This is a genomic window from Bacillus sp. ILBB4 (genome assembly GCF_035064545.1).
In the GTDB taxonomy this organism is placed as follows: domain Bacteria; phylum Bacillota; class Bacilli; order Bacillales; family Bacillaceae_H; genus Priestia.
Genome location: NZ_JAIQVD010000009.1, coordinates 1 through 18314 on the forward strand (window position 1 = coordinate 1; position 18314 = coordinate 18314).

The 18314-nt window shown below is 36.6% G+C and carries 17 protein-coding genes, 1 tRNA gene and 2 pseudogenes; 9 read left to right on the forward strand and 11 right to left on the reverse strand.

Translation table 11 applies throughout. The annotated features are described in order from the left end of the window. Window positions 1-1502 (reverse strand): spore germination protein (locus tag LAV82_RS25395; RefSeq protein ID WP_499717175.1); only part of this gene is annotated, 1502 nt, incomplete at its 3' end. Window positions 1503-1634: 132 nt separating this feature from the next. Here LAV82_RS25395 and LAV82_RS25400 point away from each other — a divergent pair. Beyond that, entirely contained in the window at window positions 1635-1859 is a 225-nt protein-coding gene (locus LAV82_RS25400) for a YczF family membrane protein (RefSeq protein ID WP_499717176.1), read from the forward strand. An 89-nt stretch (window positions 1860-1948) separates the two neighbouring features. Here LAV82_RS25400 and LAV82_RS25405 read toward each other — a convergent pair whose 3' ends face one another. Continuing rightward, a complete protein-coding gene (locus tag LAV82_RS25405; protein ID WP_499717177.1) occupies window positions 1949-2725 on the reverse strand; it encodes a DUF4046 domain-containing protein in 777 nt (258 codons plus the stop codon). Window positions 2726-3519: 794 nt separating this feature from the next. Here LAV82_RS25405 and LAV82_RS25410 point away from each other — a divergent pair. Further along, complete coding sequence (locus LAV82_RS25410; RefSeq protein WP_057275103.1) at window positions 3520-3840, forward strand: hypothetical protein; 321 nt, start codon at window positions 3520-3522, stop codon at window positions 3838-3840. 628 nt (window positions 3841-4468) lie between these two features. Here LAV82_RS25410 and LAV82_RS25415 read toward each other — a convergent pair. Beyond that, entirely contained in the window at window positions 4469-4729 is a 261-nt protein-coding gene (locus LAV82_RS25415; RefSeq protein ID WP_499717178.1) for a DUF5412 family protein, read from the reverse strand. 280 nt (window positions 4730-5009) lie between these two features. On the opposite strand from LAV82_RS25415, the gene LAV82_RS25420 reads away from it, so the two are divergent. After that, entirely contained in the window at window positions 5010-5489 is a 480-nt protein-coding gene (locus tag LAV82_RS25420; RefSeq protein WP_499717179.1) for a site-2 protease family protein, read from the forward strand. Between the two features lie 617 nt (window positions 5490-6106). Here LAV82_RS25420 and LAV82_RS25425 read toward each other — a convergent pair. Beyond that, complete coding sequence (locus tag LAV82_RS25425) at window positions 6107-6547, reverse strand: cell wall hydrolase (RefSeq protein WP_029324142.1); 441 nt, start codon at window positions 6545-6547, stop codon at window positions 6107-6109. A gap of 386 nt (window positions 6548-6933) precedes the next feature. Between LAV82_RS25425 and LAV82_RS25430 the strand changes: the two genes are divergently transcribed. Both LAV82_RS25430 and LAV82_RS25435 read left to right on the forward strand, forming a co-directional pair. After that, on the forward strand, window positions 6934-7206 hold the full coding sequence (locus LAV82_RS25430; protein ID WP_499717180.1) for a GlsB/YeaQ/YmgE family stress response membrane protein: 273 nt from the start codon (window positions 6934-6936) through the stop codon (window positions 7204-7206). A 32-nt stretch (window positions 7207-7238) separates the two neighbouring features. After that, complete coding sequence (locus LAV82_RS25435) at window positions 7239-7364, forward strand: hypothetical protein (RefSeq protein ID WP_274609610.1); 126 nt, start codon at window positions 7239-7241, stop codon at window positions 7362-7364. Between the two features lie 314 nt (window positions 7365-7678). Here the strand turns inward: LAV82_RS25435 and LAV82_RS25440 are convergent. Together LAV82_RS25440 and LAV82_RS25445 are read right to left on the reverse strand one after the other, a co-directional pair. Further along, window positions 7679-7846 (reverse strand): annotated as a pseudogene (locus tag LAV82_RS25440) (DUF8096 family protein). A gap of 44 nt (window positions 7847-7890) precedes the next feature. Continuing rightward, window positions 7891-8133, reverse strand: a pseudogene (locus LAV82_RS25445) (Y-family DNA polymerase); the annotation flags it as partial. A gap of 264 nt (window positions 8134-8397) precedes the next feature. Here LAV82_RS25445 and LAV82_RS25450 point away from each other — a divergent pair. Further along, a complete protein-coding gene (locus LAV82_RS25450; protein ID WP_499717181.1) occupies window positions 8398-9489 on the forward strand; it encodes a YsnF/AvaK domain-containing protein in 1092 nt (363 codons plus the stop codon). Window positions 9490-9752: 263 nt separating this feature from the next. Here the strand turns inward: LAV82_RS25450 and LAV82_RS25455 are convergent, their stop codons facing one another. The 3 genes from LAV82_RS25455 to LAV82_RS25465 form a co-directional block, all read right to left on the reverse strand. Further along, entirely contained in the window at window positions 9753-10589 is an 837-nt protein-coding gene (locus LAV82_RS25455; protein WP_098548874.1) for an STAS domain-containing protein, read from the reverse strand. A 1137-nt stretch (window positions 10590-11726) separates the two neighbouring features. Next, the gene (locus LAV82_RS25460; protein WP_307872047.1) at window positions 11727-11921 is read right to left on the reverse strand and encodes a recombinase family protein; all 195 of its coding nucleotides are present in this window, start codon (window positions 11919-11921) and stop codon (window positions 11727-11729) included. Window positions 11922-11996: 75 nt separating this feature from the next. Continuing rightward, window positions 11997-12584: a TetR/AcrR family transcriptional regulator gene (locus tag LAV82_RS25465; protein ID WP_499717182.1), complete on the reverse strand. Its 588-nt coding sequence runs from the start codon at window positions 12582-12584 to the stop codon at window positions 11997-11999. Window positions 12585-12701: 117 nt separating this feature from the next. On the opposite strand from LAV82_RS25465, the gene LAV82_RS25470 reads away from it, so the two are divergent. From LAV82_RS25470 to LAV82_RS25480, 3 genes are all read left to right on the forward strand, one after another. Further along, window positions 12702-13712, forward strand: a complete 1011-nt coding sequence (locus LAV82_RS25470; RefSeq protein WP_499717183.1) for an NADP-dependent oxidoreductase — start codon at window positions 12702-12704, stop codon at window positions 13710-13712. A 914-nt stretch (window positions 13713-14626) separates the two neighbouring features. After that, a tRNA-Cys gene (locus LAV82_RS25475) sits at window positions 14627-14698 on the forward strand. A 27-nt stretch (window positions 14699-14725) separates the two neighbouring features. Further along, on the forward strand, window positions 14726-16147 hold the full coding sequence (locus LAV82_RS25480; RefSeq protein WP_499717184.1) for a S8 family peptidase: 1422 nt from the start codon (window positions 14726-14728) through the stop codon (window positions 16145-16147). A gap of 35 nt (window positions 16148-16182) precedes the next feature. On the opposite strand, the gene LAV82_RS25485 is transcribed toward LAV82_RS25480, so the two are convergent. After that, complete coding sequence (locus LAV82_RS25485; RefSeq protein WP_013060068.1) at window positions 16183-17610, reverse strand: HAMP domain-containing sensor histidine kinase; 1428 nt, start codon at window positions 17608-17610, stop codon at window positions 16183-16185. Beyond that, the gene (locus tag LAV82_RS25490; protein WP_013060069.1) at window positions 17610-18290 is read right to left on the reverse strand and encodes a response regulator transcription factor; all 681 of its coding nucleotides are present in this window, start codon (window positions 18288-18290) and stop codon (window positions 17610-17612) included. Before LAV82_RS25490 ends, LAV82_RS25485 begins: the two co-directional genes overlap by 1 nt. Window positions 18291-18314: the final 24 nt, after the last annotated feature.

Here is an 18314-nt window from a genome sequence, read left to right on the forward strand (position 1 = left end):
TGTCTCAGTGTCCACCACGGTAATCTTATAATGGTATCTCCATTGTTTACAGGGATGAAGGGAGCAAATGGAGCCATATAAGGTACCCCAAACGAACGTAAACTGCATAAATGTACAACCATCATTAAAAGGCATAAAATGATGCCATAGAAACCAAATGTTGCTGCGCCAATCATAAACAAAAACCGAATTAAGCGAGCTGAAATCGCCATATCAAAAGAAGGTGTGGCAAAACTGGCAATCGCTGTGATCGATACAATGATAACCATTGCTGGTGACACAATACTTGCTTGAACGGCTGCTTGACCAATTACAAGGGCTCCGACAATGGATACGGCTGAACCAATAGCTTTAGGTAAGCGTATCCCTGCTTCTCGTAAGATTTCAAAGGTTATTTCCATGAGAAGAGCTTCCACAAATGCCGGAAAAGGAACAGCCTCCCTCTGAGCCGCGATGGCTACAATAAGCGTGGTTGGTACCATTTCCTGGTGGAAGGTTGTAACGGCTACATAGGTAGCAGGCGCGATAAGCGAAATCATGAACATAAAGATACGTAAAAGGCGAATTGAAGTTGCAATGTCAAAACGCGCATAATAATCTTCAGCCGATTGGAAGAATTGCATGAACAAAGCAGGCGCAATCAGTACAAAGGGGGTTCCATCCACAAATATAGCAATCCGCCCTTCTAGTAGGTTTCCTGCTACAACGTCAGGTCTTTCCGTGTTGTACATAGTGGGAAAAGGGGTGAATGTTTGATCCTCTATTAGTTGTTCAATATAACCTGATTCCAAAATGCTATCAATATCAATTCGCTTCAATCGCTGACGAATCTCTTTAACGACTTTATCATTGGCAATGCCATGTATGTACATAAATGTCACATCTGTCTTTGTTACGCGTCCCACTTTTAAAGACTCCATCCATAAATCAGGGGTTTTAATGATGCGGCGTACCATAGCTGTATTGGTCCCAAGAGACTCGGTAAAGGCCCCTTTTGGTCCTCGCACCACCATTTGAGTAGTAGATTCTGCGATGGAACGTTTTTCTCCACCTTTGGTGCTAGCACTCAGTGCTTGTTTTACTCCATCCAATAGGATAAGAGTATCTCCTGCCATTAAAGATGCAAATAAATCATCCAAGTTAGTGATGGAGGATATGTTTCCAATTGTCATTATATCTTTAGAAAGGAGATCTATCGCATTGTGCTGATTTATTTCTTCTTTATGATCATCCTTCATCATGGATTGCAGTAGATAATCTTGAATCGACTGATTGTCTACAATTCCTTCTATATAGACAATCGCCGTTTTAACGTCAGAAGCCCCTCCCATTTTTATCTCACGAATAACGACATCTGAACTATTTCCGGTTTTCTGCTTAATCATGTTAAGGTTGTCTGATAATGAAACTTGGATCCGTTCTATTTGATGATCAGGAGTTTGATTCTCTTCACCCTGTGATCGTTTCTTTTTTGGTTTGCGATCTTTAAAAAACGAAGGCATAGATTTAAGCACCCTTCTTTAAATTTTTATTAATTTAACCATATAGAAACTTTTTATGTAAAAATTAACAATAAATATTTATGTATCATCATAGAAGAAAAGGAAGAACCTATTAAATGGAGTGTGATAGATATGAAAATTATAGGTATTAGCCTTTTAATGCTGGGATGCTTAATGGGCTTCTCTTTAGGCATTGATATTCTTCAAGGATTTGATGTTTCTCAGGCGTTGTACAACGCCGTGAGTCCATTTAGGGTAATGGAAGTTGCTGAATTATTTGTACTCTTTTTTCTTCTTTTTCTTTTTTTTGCTGAATCTTTATATCTTTTTATGAAGAAGAAAAATCAAAGCAAATAACCATATACTCATCAATTGTTATTTTTGAAAATAGGAAATGGACATAATGGTAATTTAGTTCAGGCTATTCGTTTCAATTGGGTCTTCTATTAATCAAGATTTACATAAAATAATTCATTATTTCCATTATTTAGTTGGTTTTTTATCCATTCCTTCACGTTGTTCATTCTGGAATCAAAAGCCATTTGAAAGAGACCGGTTAACTGACAATCGGTAAAATGACTTCTCTTTAATTGGAGAAAAGCCTCGTGATAAGAAGAGAAATGAAGATGTTTGAATAAGAAATCATCCATTGCCTCTCGAATATATTCTTCATTTTTCCAACAATTCATGGGAACATGAGCAAATTGCCAAGGCCTAAAGACACCACGATAAATAGCTTCAACTATTTGAAAAGGGGAATAGCCTAAAAGAGTAAAGGCGCCACCTAAACCATGTTGTTTAAAAAAATGAAAATTAATCTGAAAGGATATTTCTTCCATAGAAATCTTCATTTTTTCCTCTATTACATATCTTACTGCCTCAATAGCTCTTCTCTTTCCTTCTTCTCCGTCCCAATATTTGTCGGGAGTTTGTTGAAATTGCCAAGGTTTAAATTTTCCTGGATAGGCATTATCAATGACTTCATAATAATTCCATCCATATAGCATAGCAGGGGGTCTGAGACGATGAGACCATAATGTATTGGCGCCTACTTGAAAAGGAATTTCATCGATGGGGATCGATAAGTGTTGCTCAAGTAGATAGCATGTCATATAGCGCATATATTTTTTTCCTTCATTACCTACAACGAAATAATTAGGGAAACGCTTTCTTTTCTTGTCTAGAACATCTTGATAAATCTTAATGACTTGTTCTCTTTTCACTATCGAAAGCCCCTTTTAAGAAATTATATTTTATTATTATTGTGTATAATAATAAAATATATATGCAAGTAAGGCTAAATCTCTATGAAATACATATTAAAAAGACAAGAAAAGCTACTGATTCTTTATCAGTAGCTTTCCTTGATATATGTTGTCAACTCGCAAAAATGAGGATTTCCAAATAGACGCTTCATAGCGTCTTGAGTAGTTTCCTCCCCTTATCGAGTGTTTATTCTTCATGAAGGAAACATTCCTTCTAATTACAAGAGTTTCCGCCTTTATATAGAAAATAATCTTAAGGTTTCATTAAAAATATGATACTGAATTCTAGAGAACTTATTTATAAAAGTAAAGGTCTATAAATTTCTTCAGGCATTTTCCTTCGAAGTTGCAGTAAGCAGTTAGCTTTTGGACTACAAAAGTTTTACTAGACGGTCAGGCCTTCAGGACCGGTCCCTCCTTGTTACCTATCGTAATTTCCGCACCGTCTTTTGTTTACTGTTTTCGTTTCTCCTACAGACGTTATAGGTCGTGCATTTTTTAGTGTAAAACTTCTTTCGCCTTACACTCGCTGTAAGCCTTCGACAATGATAATTAGAGAGACAGTTTAGAGAATTTAACAAAAGAAGAGTTGCACAGCTTAAATAAGGTCGAATCAATTAAGCGTCTTCAGGAGAAGAAACTGTTATACATTAAGAAGTTAATGGATTTGCAGACTGGTATCCAGAGGAATTAATTCGTATAATAAAAGAAAATTAGTAGCAATACCATGGCGAGTGAGGGGGGAGCGAATTATGAGTCTACGAGAAGAACTATTGGCACAGGAATATGACGAAAGAACAAAGCCGAGAGGATTCGTATACTTTACAGACGCTGACGGCCAAGTTGTCGCTAAGACTTGCCGTAAATGCCGCGAATTAAAACAGGCCGAGAACTATCATTATAAAAGCGATGGATTCGGTCAACTTGGTCCATACTGCAGGGTTTGCGTTTCGGATCGCGATCGAGAGTATTACGTTACAAATAGAGAGCGAGTAAAACGAGTTAAAAATGCTTATTACCATAGAAAAAGGTCCAAGCAACTTTCTCTTAATTTATTCAGGAATAGCGAGTAGGGTGATGGCGGCCAACAAGGTCGCTTTTTGTTTATATACTGATAAATCGTTTGAAATCTCTTTGTTGATCAAGCCTAAAATTGCCTAGCGTTGTTATTAACGGTAGCACTATCGATAATGATTCTATAGAGTAGAAGAATAATGGCGTCTTTTTCATCGCTAGGCTATCATTTATGACTATGTTATTTAATACAGATATTGTTCATTTATAATGAAGTAACATAAACAGATTCGTTGTAGTCATATTACTTCCATTTAGAATAAACGTAGATGGTATTACATAAGAATAAGGCATGAACCCTACTGAAATAGCAGGATTAACAGGAATTCCAGAAGAAATAATTTAAAAGCTACTTCAGCAGGAATCAATTTACTAATCCATGATAAAGCTTAAGCAATGTAATTGTTTTTATAATCAGCGAGTTTATTCTTTATTTCTGGTTAAAAAAGCGATATAAATTGAACATACATAGAGATTCCTAAATCTAAAAAAGTAGACAATTTACCGTATATATTCTATAAAAATGTAGTTAACTTAATAAGTTACCAAACTCAATTTATAATCTCTTTTTAGGGTTATTGACGTCTTTTCATAAATAAAAGCAAGCTTCTTCAAAGTAAGCTTGCTTTACTTATCACTATTCTCTTCTAAAATCATACTTGTCTTTCTCAACATCCACTGTACGATTATTTTCCCACGATACTGTATCTTTTTCTTAGTCATATCATATCTCCAGTAAATATTTTTTGATTCCTTATTTTTATTATTACTAACTTCTCCCCTAAGAGTATAACTCGTAGTAGCACCACCATTGGCTCTGTAAAGCTCTACTTTATATGTATTATTTGGTGAATTAAGTGAATAGAAGAAAAAATGAAAGCGTTTCATTTATGTTTTTATCATGTTAAAATACTTAAATTGTTTTAACCCGATTAACGAATGTAATTTTTTTCTTGAGTAGAGCAAGCTACCTTTTCTATTTGGAGGTAGCTCTTTTTATTGTAAAGCAGGTCCGGTTTAATTATTTAGTTAACCTTAGGGAAATCATAAACACAAAGCATAGAAAAGCACCCTTCTCTTATAAAGCCCTCATAAAATTACCGGTTTTGATGGACGGAAATGTGGAATATCAAATGTGAGATTGTTTTAGGAGGAAGGGGAGACAGGTATGTTTGGATGGAGTGATATGCCGAAATTATTATTTTCTTTTTTAATTGTCATTCCACTTGTGTCTGTTATTCACCAGCTGGGGCACTCACTTATAGCTATTATTGTAGGAGGAAGGGTCGATTTTACCATTGGACAAGGGAGAACGATTTTTAGGTGGAAAAAAATTAAAATAAAATCTATTTATTTTTTGCACTCCTTTTGTATTTACGAAAAATTAAAGTATGATAATCGGTTTACTCATGCTTGTGTTTATGCTGGAGGTACCATAGCTAATTTAGCGTCTATACTTCTTGTGTATGGTTTAATTATGTTGGGGGTTCTCTCAAAGAATCTCTTTTCTTACCAATTTGTTTATTTCTCTATTTATTATATTGTTTTTTCGCTCTTACCCTTTGAATATTCAGAAACGAGTTTAAGTGATGGGCGAGCTATCTATGATGCATTGAGATATGGAAAGATAACGTTTAATCCGGATTAACAAAGGAAAAGTGGCTAATTAAACTGTACATCCACAAAGTATATTAACGCGGCAACGGTACTGAAATAGATACTGACTAGCAATCAAGTCGTAATTCTTTAGATACTATGATGTAGCTACTGCAGTAAACTTACCTGTCTACTCAAAAAAATAACAAGGAGCTCTTACTGCAGTAGGTAAGGGGTAGATGGTTATATAGGAGGTGGTGGTTTTTTATATGCTGGGGGTTGTCCTAGTGGTTTATTTTTTTATGAAATAAACAAGAAATCTCAAGATGTCCTCCATCTAAGAGTGAAGCTAAACAGGATAGCTTTAATTGAAGTACATATTTCATAATCTTATTTTCTTGGATAAATGATTATTATGTTTCATATAAAAAAGGGAACACCTGCTAACCAGGAAGTTCCCTTTTTATTTCACCAGATAAAACTACATCAAAACAAAGATCAAAGAAATAGGATATGGTGGGGGCAAAAAATTTTTTTAACCGACCACTGTTACATGATTTTTAGGATTTGAATTGAATAAATAGGGCTAGCTACTAGCATCTACGACTAAAATGTTGTATTCACAGCACCACCATACTACTCTAGAATTAATCATAACTCCTAGATAACCTAGCCTCTATAAACACTAGCACATGTATCTGGTTTTGGTTCATAATAACAATGATTTTTAAATTGGCCAGATGCAGGTTGACCGTACCATGTTGGAGGGCACGGAGCATGTGGATTAAAATACCAAAGAGCAAATTTTGCTGGGTGTTGTCTCCAATAATCCAAATTCTGCTTTGCTAATCTTTTTTCAACACCTCTTGCTCTTTGATAAAATACATTGCCTTTTTGAACAGCTTCAAACGAATAATTCCCCCCCTGGACTTGATAAATGACTTGTGAAACGGTTCTTAAATTTTTAAAGTCTATACAATTTGCTGCAAGGCGATTAACAATTACATTTCCGACATATAACATACCTAGTCTTCCTTCACCTTCAGCTTCTGCTCGCATCATCCTTGCCATTAAGTTAATGTCTGCACTTCGGTAACTTACTCTTGCCATTTACTCACCCCCAAAATATAGTATGAAAAAAAGCCTATATTGATGTCATTGTTTATAAGATAGCAATGCTTAGTTTTTACATATCATCGCGCATATTTAATCATTACCATTAAATAAATAGATACTGATTACCAAACGAAGTAGTTATTCTTTTGATACTAAGTAGCTACCGCACTAGGTGATGACTAATGGTCATAGAATATGTGCTGGGTTTTTATATGCTGAGGGCTTGGCCTAATCGCTTATCTTTTTCATGAAACAGTCGAGAAATGAGAAGGTGTCCTTTTATATAAGAGAAAAGCTCTAATCAGGAAAAAAATAACAAGGTTAATGAGTTTTAGTGAGGGGTAAAGTCAATTAAACAATTTAAAAGGAGGGAAGTATTAATGGAGATTCTATGGATGTTAATTGTAGGTGGAATTATTGGGTGGCTCGCCGGTTTAATTACAGGACGCGACGTTCCTGGAGGTATTATTGGTAATATTATCGCTGGCTTTATTGGTTCTTGGTTAGGCGGCCTTATCTTGGGAAGTTGGGGGCCAGTCATTGGAGGTTTTGCAATCATCCCAGCAATTATTGGATCAATCATTTTAGTATTAATTGTAAGCTTTCTTTTAAGAAAAATGGGTCAAAAAAAGAATCATGATCATCATGTATAAAATTGAAAAAACTTAAATTGGAGTGACTAAAAATGAAAGAAGAAAATAATTCTATGCTATATGATTTTGTTGAAGGTAATCAATTTGAACTAGATTCTTATCTTACTTATTTGTTCGATCAAATTAATAATTATAGTGAAATTCTGTCAGAAGATTAATGAGATTACAGATATTTTATTATAAAGAAACAGACAAAAAAATAATAAATCAAAATATAGTATAAGCGACCTTAGTAACTTTGTTTACGGTATATAGGGTCGCTTATTATTATGGAAAACATTTAAAAATAAAGTGCAGATATGCTTCTTTACTGCAGTAGGTCAGGAGTAAACGGCCCTAGAATATGCGCTTTTTTTATAGATTGGAGATTAGCTTCCTCACTTAAACTGAAGTATTTATTACTCAACCTTATTGAACATAAACAAAAGGCCCCTTTAAATTCTGAAGGGCCTGGTTATCATATATTTATATTTTATATACTCTTCTTCATGCCACATTCTCTACATTTACGTAAGAAAACGCCAGCTTTTACGGAGCTTTTGAAGTAAGCTGAGTTTCAGTTATCGCAACGGCCACTAACCTTATCCGGAAATTTAGCATAGTCATACACTTTATCAAGGTCGATCTCTTGCTCTTTTATTTCTTCAAGGTTGATCACTCTTTTCTATTTGGCTTTTATTAGACCAACACACTCACATCCATATAAAGGGGCATGTTAAAAAGACGACTTTCTGTTTTAATCCCTTCTTTCTTTAATAAGGGTGTGGCAGCTAATACAACTGATCCTGACCGTTTGCCATCTCCTACAACCGCAAGCTTTATTTTCAACGACTTTAACCCTCTTATGACAGAAGAAAATGAGGCAAAAAACGATGATTTTATATCGATACATATAATGACTCTGTTTGATAGCTTCCCATCATTCATTGAAAGTATTCCTCGATAAAGAACATTTGTTCTCTTTAATATATACGAATAAACGTTCTTTATTCGATGAAAACTCTAAAGTTTTCTCGATTATTGCTATCGGCTATACTTCATCTTTCTACATTTTATAATTTAGGTGTCATTTACATAGTCACACGTATCACGTTTTAAATAGAAATCCACTGGGTACATGATATACACAATAGGATGGAATTAAATGTGAAAAGAAGTTTTCGTTTAATTAAAATTTAGGGGGATGGGAGAATGGGAACGAGAAAACGAGTTGCTGGAACTTTTTATTCGGAGCAAGAAGCGATACATGCAATTAAGGGGTTAAAACGTCAGGGGTATCGTGAAACAGATATATTGGTAGTAGCAAAGGATAGAAGTAACACTCTACAGTTAGGGACCGAAACACATGTAATGATAGAAGCTGGAACGCCAGCTGTAAGTTCATTGGCAGGTGTGATGATGGATAGCTTTCTTACCATGATGACAGGTGGAATGGCTACTGCTACACAAGCTGGCAGTCTAACTTCAAAACTTGTCAAAATGGGCATCCAAAGTTTTACTGCAAAACAGTGTGAAAGGGATGTAAAGGAAGGGAAAATCCTTGTCCTAATTGATGTGGATGAAACTCAAGCAATTCCTTCATATACTACGGTTAGGGAGTTACCATACGAGACAGAGGGGCATAGGTCAGTACAACTCCGCGAAGAGCAACTCAATGTAAGGAAAGAACGAGTTCAGACTGGGGAAGTACAAATTCGTAAGGGAATTGTAGAAGAATTGCGAACTGTCCAAGTTCCAGTTATGCGTGAGGAAGTCTACGTAGAACGTCGACCGGTCGTAGACGGTCAGTATGATGGTAGCCCATTGACAGAGAACGAGATCATTCGTATTCCTGTTATGGAGGAGCGAATTGAAGTAACTAAAAGACCTGTGGTTGTGGAAGAAGTGATCATTGGTAAGCGTAAAATTCAGGAGATTAAAGAGGTGCAAGATACTGTTCGAAGGGAAGAAGCACAAATTGAACAGTCAGAGCTCCCTGCGGTTCCCGAACTTGCTGACTCTGAAATCTATCAGAACATGGATAATCACATAGATCAAAGTTATCAAGAAGTTGCTGCTGCAATTGCTTCTGATGCTCCAAAAGAGGAAAAAGTTAAACTTTCAACCAACCAGAAACAAGAAGCTCAACTTAAAGTGACAACTTCTCCTGTCATCAAAGAGATTGAAGAGGTTACAGCCTCAATAAACAATCAGAAACCAGAAAGTCAAGTTGAAGATACGGATATTACTACTTCTGAAAAAGGAAAAAATAATGAGAAATCAACAAACAAGCAAAAGAAATAAGTAAGTCTCCTCTACAGTTTATAATAGAGGGAATAATTGAAGAGGTTTAAGAAAGAGCTGCCTAGCTTTATTGGCAGTTTTTTTTATTTCCCTTTAAAGTCAACATAAGTTTAATTATTGATACTATAGCAAAACAACCCTAGAATTAAAACTCTAGGGTAATGACTACTCAGACAAAACAAACGTTATTGACTTATTCAAACAATTCTAATTTCACAAACTCATTCGTATCTAAGCATATAGAGCAAACGTATAAATTCCCCCTACAATTGGTTCAGTTCTAAATACTCTTTCAATGTTTGCTGTAACGTCCCTTTGGCTTCTGCCTTGTCCTCAAAGGAGATTCCTGAGTGGATCATTGTCCTAACTAGGTCAGCACGTAAACCTGTAAGAATAGCTTTACATCCCATCATTGAAATTCCAGTTAATACTTTCTGAAAATGGTCAATAACATGCATCTCCATGTTAGCAGCTCCAGAAAGGTCTATAATTAATGTTTGAATCTTTAAATCTGATATGCCAGTTAATACTTTCTCCTCAATCGTTCGGATACGGTATGTGTCCATCATTCCGATCAACGGTAATACAGCTACAGATTGGCTAAGTGGTATAATAGGCACTGATAGATGTTCAACTAATTCCCTCTGTGAGGCGATTAATTCATCTTTATATTTTGAATAACTAATTAAAAAAGTGTTAAGAAACTGGTCAATTTTATCATTAATTCGTTTTTCTAAGGCATAAAATTCTTCACGGCTATTAAATTGGTTATTTATTCGATCATATTGATAGAGAAAATGCCATAACGTTCGCCTAATGGCCTGTACCCATTCTAGTTTGAAGGCAAGAGTTAAAGAGTGCTCTGCCCAGGCTACGCCTTCTTGTTGAGCAAAAGCAATGAGTTGTTCTTCTTTTTGTTCTACGACATATAGAGCTAACTTTTGAGCATTTTTCAAAAGATCAATATTTCCAGTTTCTAAGATGTCATTAATCTTAGAGGCTACGTTAACCGCCTCAGATAAGAGTTTATCCTGGAAATTCTGTTTGTTATCTCTAATAAAATCAGTCATTTTCTCTCTCTGATTATAAATAGCTTCCATTTTAAATACGCCCCTTATTTATTGATTGTAGTTATCCCTAATGAATCAATATCTTTAAATCGATTATTATCTATTATCACTCTCAATCTTTGTATAAAAAAGTCCTCCTCCCTTGCACTAAGACACTAGACATGTTTTTAGATAAGGCTCCTTATATTTTTACCCTTAAAACATATATTTTACATCAATCTTTTTTACTATATATCAGGAGTTGCTTTTTAATTAACATAGTGGATGATATAGAAACAAAAAAGCCATGAATATGCAGGGTTCATGACCACACTTTTAGTGAATTCACCTATATAGACTTTAAGGTGGAATACGATATATAAAGCTAGTTTACATAAACACTCTTTGCGGAAGATACGACAAAAAGAGTCCTCATGGAAGTAAGGGTTATAAGAGAGTTCTCATTACGAAATATGCAGCTTTTTATATAATGTTAATAAGATAGCATTACGTAAGGTTAATTTTAATTCCACGGGAACAAGCTAACCGTCTTGATTTTGCTTCTTTTGAAGAACTTTTATATTTTTCCCTTAATTCATGAATGCTTGCCACCTATATAATACGAATATGCTCTGATAAAACCACATGCCGAACAGGTGTAATTAATATGATAGAAGGGAAGAGGGCTGCTCGATCTTCTGGCTGCCACTCAATTAAAATCTCAGATTCTTAAGAGCTTATTTCTTTTTCTAGTTAACATAAGTTTGATTATAGGAAGTAGACTTTTCAATCTATTACTTTGCTAAAAACGTTCGTAAAACTACATGTATTTTAAAGAATGTTCGTAAATTATTTTTAAATTTAAACGAACGTCGAGAATGATAAATTTTTTATACAAACTCACAGTCCGTAAAAGTATACTTTTACGGATTTTATATTTGATTATGTTTCAAAATGTTAAAGTAATAAAGTCAAAGTTTTCTTTAAACTATCGAAACTTTTTTAATACCACAAAACAAAAAAGTAAATTAATCCTTTTATGGATTAATTTACTTTTAATTCGGTTTTAACTATATTTTAATGTTTCATTACAACTTCTGGATTATAATGGAATTACCAACGTGATTATCTTTCTTTTAACTTGCTTTTTACCTAAAGCAAGTCTTTTTATGTTTAACGTCCCATACTTTAAGAAAAACCATTTGCTTGAATCACATTCATTGAAGTCTGCAGACCAGGACGATCTTTCATCGTACCCGTGAATTTCTCCTCAATTATCTTTTCGCAGCCATATTTCTTCAGCATGCTAAGTTGTCGGCCTAGATTCTGATCAGTCGTGGAAACGCACGTATATCCAATAATCTTAAAAGCCTCCTGTACAATAGTATGATTTTATTGTACAGGGGGTACCGCCAACAAAACGCGGAAAACGTACGCTAAGGAAAATCTGGCTTTTTTTTAATCATCAGTTGTACAGCTGGCTCTGAAATCGCTGCTCGCTCGATTCGTCAAGATCGCGCTCGCGATAATAGTGAAGAGATGCTCAGCTCGTGGCGCGGACGAAGGCTGGTTGCTGAGCCACGCAAGCGCAGCAGCTAGCGAAAACAGGTCATCACCATCCATATCGGTACGCGCCAGACCTTCGGCTTGAGCGCGAGTGAGAAGTCGCGTGCCTGCCGTACGCATCGTGACGCATGAAGCGTGGAGTGCGGAATCCGGGTCCTCCTTGGCTGCCATCATCACGTCCACAACACCTTGATAATTGCCTGTGAATGCAACGACGTCGCGTAGCCACGACACGAGTGCATTATCGGATGAACTCGCAGTTTCGAGCTCCCGTGCCTTTGTTGTAAACTCGTCGAAGCTTGCGCGGAGCAAAGCTTCCAGCAGTGCCTCTCTCGTCGGGAAATGACGATACAGTGTGCCGAGCCCCACACCAGCTCTGCGAGCGATATCGCGCAGCGATGCATCGACGCCATGCTCGGTTACAACGACGCTCGCGACTGCGAGTATGTGCTCATAGTTTTTCTTCGCATCAGCTCGCATATGATTCCTCCTTGACAAACGGAACAGTGCTCCGTATAATGATAAATGGAACAGCGCTCCGTTTAAGTGGAGCACTGCTCTAATAAGGATAACACATGTGTGTGAAAGGAGAAAGCAATGTCTACAAACACAATGAAGGCGATTCGGCAGCACGAATTCGGCGGCCCTGAGGTACTGCGTTACGAAGAGGCCCCGCTTCCCGAACTGAAACCTGGGGAAGTACTTGTCCGCGTTCACGCGGTTGGCATAAACCCCCCCGACTGGTACCTGCGCGAGGGGTATAAAGATCTTCCTCCTGAGTGGCAGCCGGCGGTGTCCTTTCCCTTAATTCTGGGTTCGGACATGTCGGGCGTCGTCGAGGCGGTAGCCACGGATGTGCAAGGCTTCTCCATCGGCGATGAAGTTTTCGGCATGGTTCGCTTTCCTAGCATGGGGGAGAGCGCTGCTTATGCCGAGTACGTTACCGCACCAGCGTCGGATCTTGCACCCAAACCTGCTGGCATCGATCATGTGCACGCCGCAGGGGCGCCGATGGCAGGTCTCACCGGCTGGCAGTTCCTGATCGAGTTGGGGCACAATGAAGCGAATCCGTTTCAACCGGAGTCGCATCGCCCACTGCCACTCAACGGCAAGAAGGTACTCGTCAATGGTGCCGCGGGGGGCGTGGGGCATTTAGCAGTGCAACTGGCTAAATGGAAGGGGGCACATGTCATCGCGGTGGCATCGGGCAAGCATGAGTCATTCCTGCGCGAGCTCGGTGCCGACGAATTCATTGACTACACCAAGGGCCCTCCCGAGGACATCGTCCATGACGTTGATCTCGTCCTCGATACCCTCGGCGGTTCAACAACCGGTCGTTTCTTGCGTACGCTCAAGCGTGGCGGCGCTTTGTTCCCAGTGTTCATAGGCTTCTCCGACGCCGAGGAGGCCGCAAAGCTGGGCGTCACGGTATCAATGACCCAAGTACGCTCAAACGGCCCGCAGCTAGTGGAATTAGGGCGCTTGCTCGATACCGGGACAGTTCGTGTCACCATCGACAGCACGTTTCCACTTGCCGATGCTCGCAAGGCGCACGAACGAGCCGCCCGTGGGCACATCCAAGGCAAGATCGTGCTCACGGTTGTGTAAGGACGACAGCTCGAATGATTATCACACTCCTAGTGGAACAGCGCAAAACTATGCGGCGTTCCACTAGCGAGGACCGCGAATGAGCTTTGAAAAAATTTGCTAACTTAATACGATATACAGAGTTAGTTTACATAAAGCTGATTATGTCTAGTTTCACTTTCGGCATATCATTAAGTAATGATGAATGTACTTTATTAAAAATAGTTTTATCATTTATCTATATTAGAGAAAAATACAAGAAAAGCCCTCAAAATTAATTGAGGGCTTTTCTTACATGCGTGGTTAATCATAGCTGCTTTTACTAGTTGATAAAAGTGAAATATATACATGTACATATCTAAAATATAGTATTAGGTTATAATTTGTCCAGTCAAAAGGTAAGCAAAATAAAAAGCTACCTCGGTATGGCAAGCGAGGTAGCTTTTTATCAGGGTTCACACGTATAAACGTGTTAAAATCGATTCAAACCAAATATAGCACATTTTTGCTAAAAATACTATGTCCTTCCGTACAAGCATATGTATAAAAGGTGCACTTCTTATACATTAGTTTCTCAACCACCTACTGAGAAAGCGTTGATAAATCAAGGATGTATAAAAAGCTGCATACTCCGGAAAAAGAACCCTTGTCAGAGTCCTTCTGCCATACGGGTTCTTTTTTGTGCTGTGTACCGGAAAGAGACATTATGTTAATTAAGATTGTGGGGCGTATACAGTCTGAAAATAGAAAAAGACCATCTCTTCCCAGTCAAAACTGAGTTAACCCATTTTATCGAGAAATATAAAGAGCAATACACAGGAGTAAAGAACAAACTTTATAAAATTTATGTGTTTTGCGGGATATACTAGTTATTTATTCGATATATTCAGATTATAAATCTATCATTATTCGTTATCTTATATTTATAGGATCTAGGTGGAATAGCCAAGTGGTTAAGGCAAAGGTCTGCAAAACCTTGATCTCCGGTTCAATCCCGGATTCCACCTCTAAATTATAAATATAAGGAGAAGATTATGAAAAAAACCTCTATGACTATTATTACTACTCTCTTAATTTGCTTTTGTTTTACTAATTATGGGCATGCTAAAACAGAAACAAATCAATATTACACAGTTATCTTGAAAGACCGTTCTAAGTGGACGCAATCTATTAAGAAGATTAAAAAGAGCCAGGGAGAAATTACTTATACCGTCCCTGAGATAGGACTAATTCAATTTAAAGGAAATCAACAAGTGGCTAAAACAAATGCTTCTTTATTTAAATCTTTAAGTCCTTCTTTAAAATTAGAAAAGCCTTCTACATCTACATCTAAGTCTTTTAAAAAACCTAATTCAAGTGTAAACTCAATAAAAGGTTTAGATAGCACTCTTCCTGCCTTATGGGATATGCAGTGGGATATGAAAGAAATTACGCACAATGGAGAAAGTTATAACATAGAATCAGGTTCTTCTAATGTAACTGTTGGAATTGTTGACTCTGGAATTGACATTGACCATCCAGACCTCGTAGACAATTTGAAAAGTGGATCAAAAAATCTTGTTCCCAAAGGTGGGCTTAGAGGGACAGAGCCTGAAGAAACAGGCGATATTAATAGTATTAACGATATTAATGGACATGGAACTATGGTAGCTGGATCTATTGCTGCCAATGGTGAAATTAAAGGGGTAGCACCGAATACAGGAATTAAAGTATATCGTGTATTCGGTAATAAGTCAGCTGATGCTGTGTGGATCATCAAAGCAATTATTCAAGCAGCTAAAGATGACGTGGATGTCATTAATCTTAGCCTTGGTTCTTATTATATTGATGGTAACATATATAAAGATGGTGAACTTTTAGATAATAAGTGGGCAGATGTTGAAGGATATAAACTTGCAATTGAGTATGCTAATAAGTTAGGTAGTGTGGTAGTTGCTTCTGCAGGCAATGACTCAATAGATGTTTCCAACAAATCAGAGCTGAATGATTTTCTTAAGAAAAAATACGCGGAAGAAGGAAAAACATTTAACGGAGTAGGAATTGAAGCTCCAGGAGAATTGCCTGGTGTAGTCACAGTATCTTCTACTGGTCCTACGCAACAACTTTCTTTATTCTCTAATTTCGGAAAAAATTATATTGATATCGCTGCTCCAGGGGGAGATTCTAGATTGTTAGAGAAATACGGCCAAGAGGCATGGTGGGATGGTGGACTTTTCCGACAAGAACAAGTATTAACTACTTTTAACACTGGAAGATATTTATTTGCTTCTGGAACTTCGATGGCTGCACCCAAGGTTTCTGCTACCCTCGCCTTAATTATCGACCAACGTCACTACAAAAACCGCCCAAGTAACTCCATTGATTATCTATACAAAAACGGAGTAAAAAAAGATATTGAACCTAATTTAGCTTATTGGGGAAATGGTCAACTGGATGTATACAACGCGGTTAAATAAATAAAAAATGAACTATGATACTCATAGTTCATTTTTTATTTATTTATGGAAGATATGGTGAATTCAATACATGCTCCTTGAGGTTCATTATTTCTGGCATGAATTTCTCCACCATGTTTTATAACTAACTCTTTTACAATATATAACCCCAACCCATGGTGAAGTTGGTCATTCCTTGAAGGATCTCCTTGATAGAATTTACTGAATAAAAAAGGTAAATCTTTGGTATCAAATCCTTTTCCCGTATCGGAAATAGAAAAAGACATCATATCTTTCTCTATCTGAACTTGAACATCGATACTCCCATTCACTGGTGTAAAACGAATGCTGTTAGAAATTAAGTTAGTCAGAATTTGATGCAATCGTTTTGGATCTAATGCAAATTCGGAATTTCCCTCTCCAGGCTTTCTATTCAAGCTGTAAGTGAACTTTATTTCTTCATCCTCTGCCCATTTTTTAAATTCCTCTAGCATTTCCGGTAACATTTCTATAGGAATAACACCTTCAATATCAAGTGTAAAATCTGGATTATCTACCTCAGACACTCTTTTCATTTCCTCTGTCAAATGCAATACTCTTTGGGTATTATTTTTTATTGTTTGCAAATATTGTGGCAAACGCTTCTGTCCATTTAATGATGGATCCATTAAGACCTCTACATGGGATAATATAATTGTTAGAGGCGTTCTTAAATCATGGGCAATCGAGGCAACCATATCTCGACGCTCTTGCTCTAATTTCCATTGAAGATAAAGTGACGTTTTCAACTCTTCTTTCATACTGTTAAAAGAGTCAATTAATACACCTATTTCATTTTCACTCTCATATTTAATCTCAAAATCCAAATCTTGATTTTTAATTTTCTGAGAAGCAGCACTCAGTTCTTTAATCGGTTTATTTAATTCTTTCCCAAAACGTCTCGCAAATACGTATGAGTAAAGTGTTAAAAATAAAAAAGGAATTAATAATATTATAAGAAATATGTATTTTATATAATAGTCAATAGATGATGCTAACACATATCGTACAGCTAGAACTCCTTCCATTCGATTTTTGTCGAGGATAGGAAGATATTTCGTTATGACCTTCCCTTTTTGATCGGATCTATTAACTTTTTCATATATACTTTTGTTATTTTCTATTAATTGGTCATCTAATGTACCATATATTTTATTTCCTCGAAGGTTTATGACCTGATATGTAATTCCTTCCATAGGAATAACTTTTTCTAAATTTTTCTGAAAAGATACTTCTAATATCTTTTCTCCTTTTAACTCAACAAATTTTTCTATGCTAGGAACTTTTTTCTCGTAATAATTAGCAGGTTGGACTGACTTTTCATTATAAACGGAGAGAAAATAATATAATAAAACTAAGCTGCAAATTGTACTTATAAGGCTTAAAAAGATTACTGAAGCAAAGGTTAAAATAAACTGATTTTTTAAAGATAGCCGTTTAATCATTAACGTTTTTCCAACTTATATCCTACTCCCCACACCGTTTTAATGTGATAAGTTGACATTCCTGAAGTCAATTTAGCTCTTAAATTATTAATGTGAACTATAATAGTATTTAAGTCACCCATTGCATCAATACCCCAAATTTTCTCATAAATCTGTTCTTTAGAAAATATTTGTCCTAAGTTTACTGTTAAAAGTTCCAATATCTTAAACTCTTTACTTGTTAAGTCTATCTTTTTACCATCCAATAAAACGTCATGTTGTGAATAATTAATAGTTAAATTACCTAAGAGACGTTGATTCTGAGTACTAACTCGATCCCTCTGTTCACGTCTTAAGTGCGCCTCTACCCGAGCAATAAGTTCTTTCACTTGGAAAGGCTTCGTTATATAATCATCTCCTCCTAAAGTAAATCCCTTTACTTTATCCATCTCTGAGTGCTTCGCACTTAGAAACAGAATAGGACAATAAATTTGTTCTCTGATAACTTTACAAAGATCAAAACCATCCATCTGGGGCATCATAACATCTAATATTATTAAATCTACATTTGTCTTTAATTGATCTAATGCTTGCTCCCCATTATAAGCTTTAAGCACTCTATAACCTCGGTCTTCAAAGATATCAGAGATTATATCTACAATCTCCAGCTCATCATCGACTACAAGAATACTTTCTTGCATAAGTATATACCTCCCCGCCCCCCT

Coding starts and splice junctions, on each gene's coding strand:
- LAV82_RS25400 (WP_499717176.1), top strand. CDS start 1,635: ATGAAAATTATAGGTATTAGCCTTTTAATGCTGGGATGCTTAATGGGC.
- LAV82_RS25410 (WP_057275103.1), top strand. CDS start 3,520: ATGAGTCTACGAGAAGAACTATTGGCACAGGAATATGACGAAAGAACA.
- LAV82_RS25415 (WP_499717178.1), bottom strand. CDS start 4,729: ATGAAACGCTTTCATTTTTTCTTCTATTCACTTAATTCACCAAATAAT.
- LAV82_RS25420 (WP_499717179.1), top strand. CDS start 5,010: ATGTTTGGATGGAGTGATATGCCGAAATTATTATTTTCTTTTTTAATT.
- LAV82_RS25425 (WP_029324142.1), bottom strand. CDS start 6,547: ATGGCAAGAGTAAGTTACCGAAGTGCAGACATTAACTTAATGGCAAGG.
- LAV82_RS25430 (WP_499717180.1), top strand. CDS start 6,934: ATGGAGATTCTATGGATGTTAATTGTAGGTGGAATTATTGGGTGGCTC.
- LAV82_RS25435 (WP_274609610.1), top strand. CDS start 7,239: ATGAAAGAAGAAAATAATTCTATGCTATATGATTTTGTTGAAGGTAAT.
- LAV82_RS25450 (WP_499717181.1), top strand. CDS start 8,398: ATGGGAACGAGAAAACGAGTTGCTGGAACTTTTTATTCGGAGCAAGAA.
- LAV82_RS25455 (WP_098548874.1), bottom strand. CDS start 10,589: ATGGAAGCTATTTATAATCAGAGAGAGAAAATGACTGATTTTATTAGA.
- LAV82_RS25465 (WP_499717182.1), bottom strand. CDS start 12,584: ATGCGAGCTGATGCGAAGAAAAACTATGAGCACATACTCGCAGTCGCG.
- LAV82_RS25470 (WP_499717183.1), top strand. CDS start 12,702: ATGTCTACAAACACAATGAAGGCGATTCGGCAGCACGAATTCGGCGGC.
- LAV82_RS25480 (WP_499717184.1), top strand. CDS start 14,726: ATGAAAAAAACCTCTATGACTATTATTACTACTCTCTTAATTTGCTTT.
- LAV82_RS25485 (WP_013060068.1), bottom strand. CDS start 17,610: ATGATTAAACGGCTATCTTTAAAAAATCAGTTTATTTTAACCTTTGCT.
- LAV82_RS25490 (WP_013060069.1), bottom strand. CDS start 18,290: ATGCAAGAAAGTATTCTTGTAGTCGATGATGAGCTGGAGATTGTAGAT.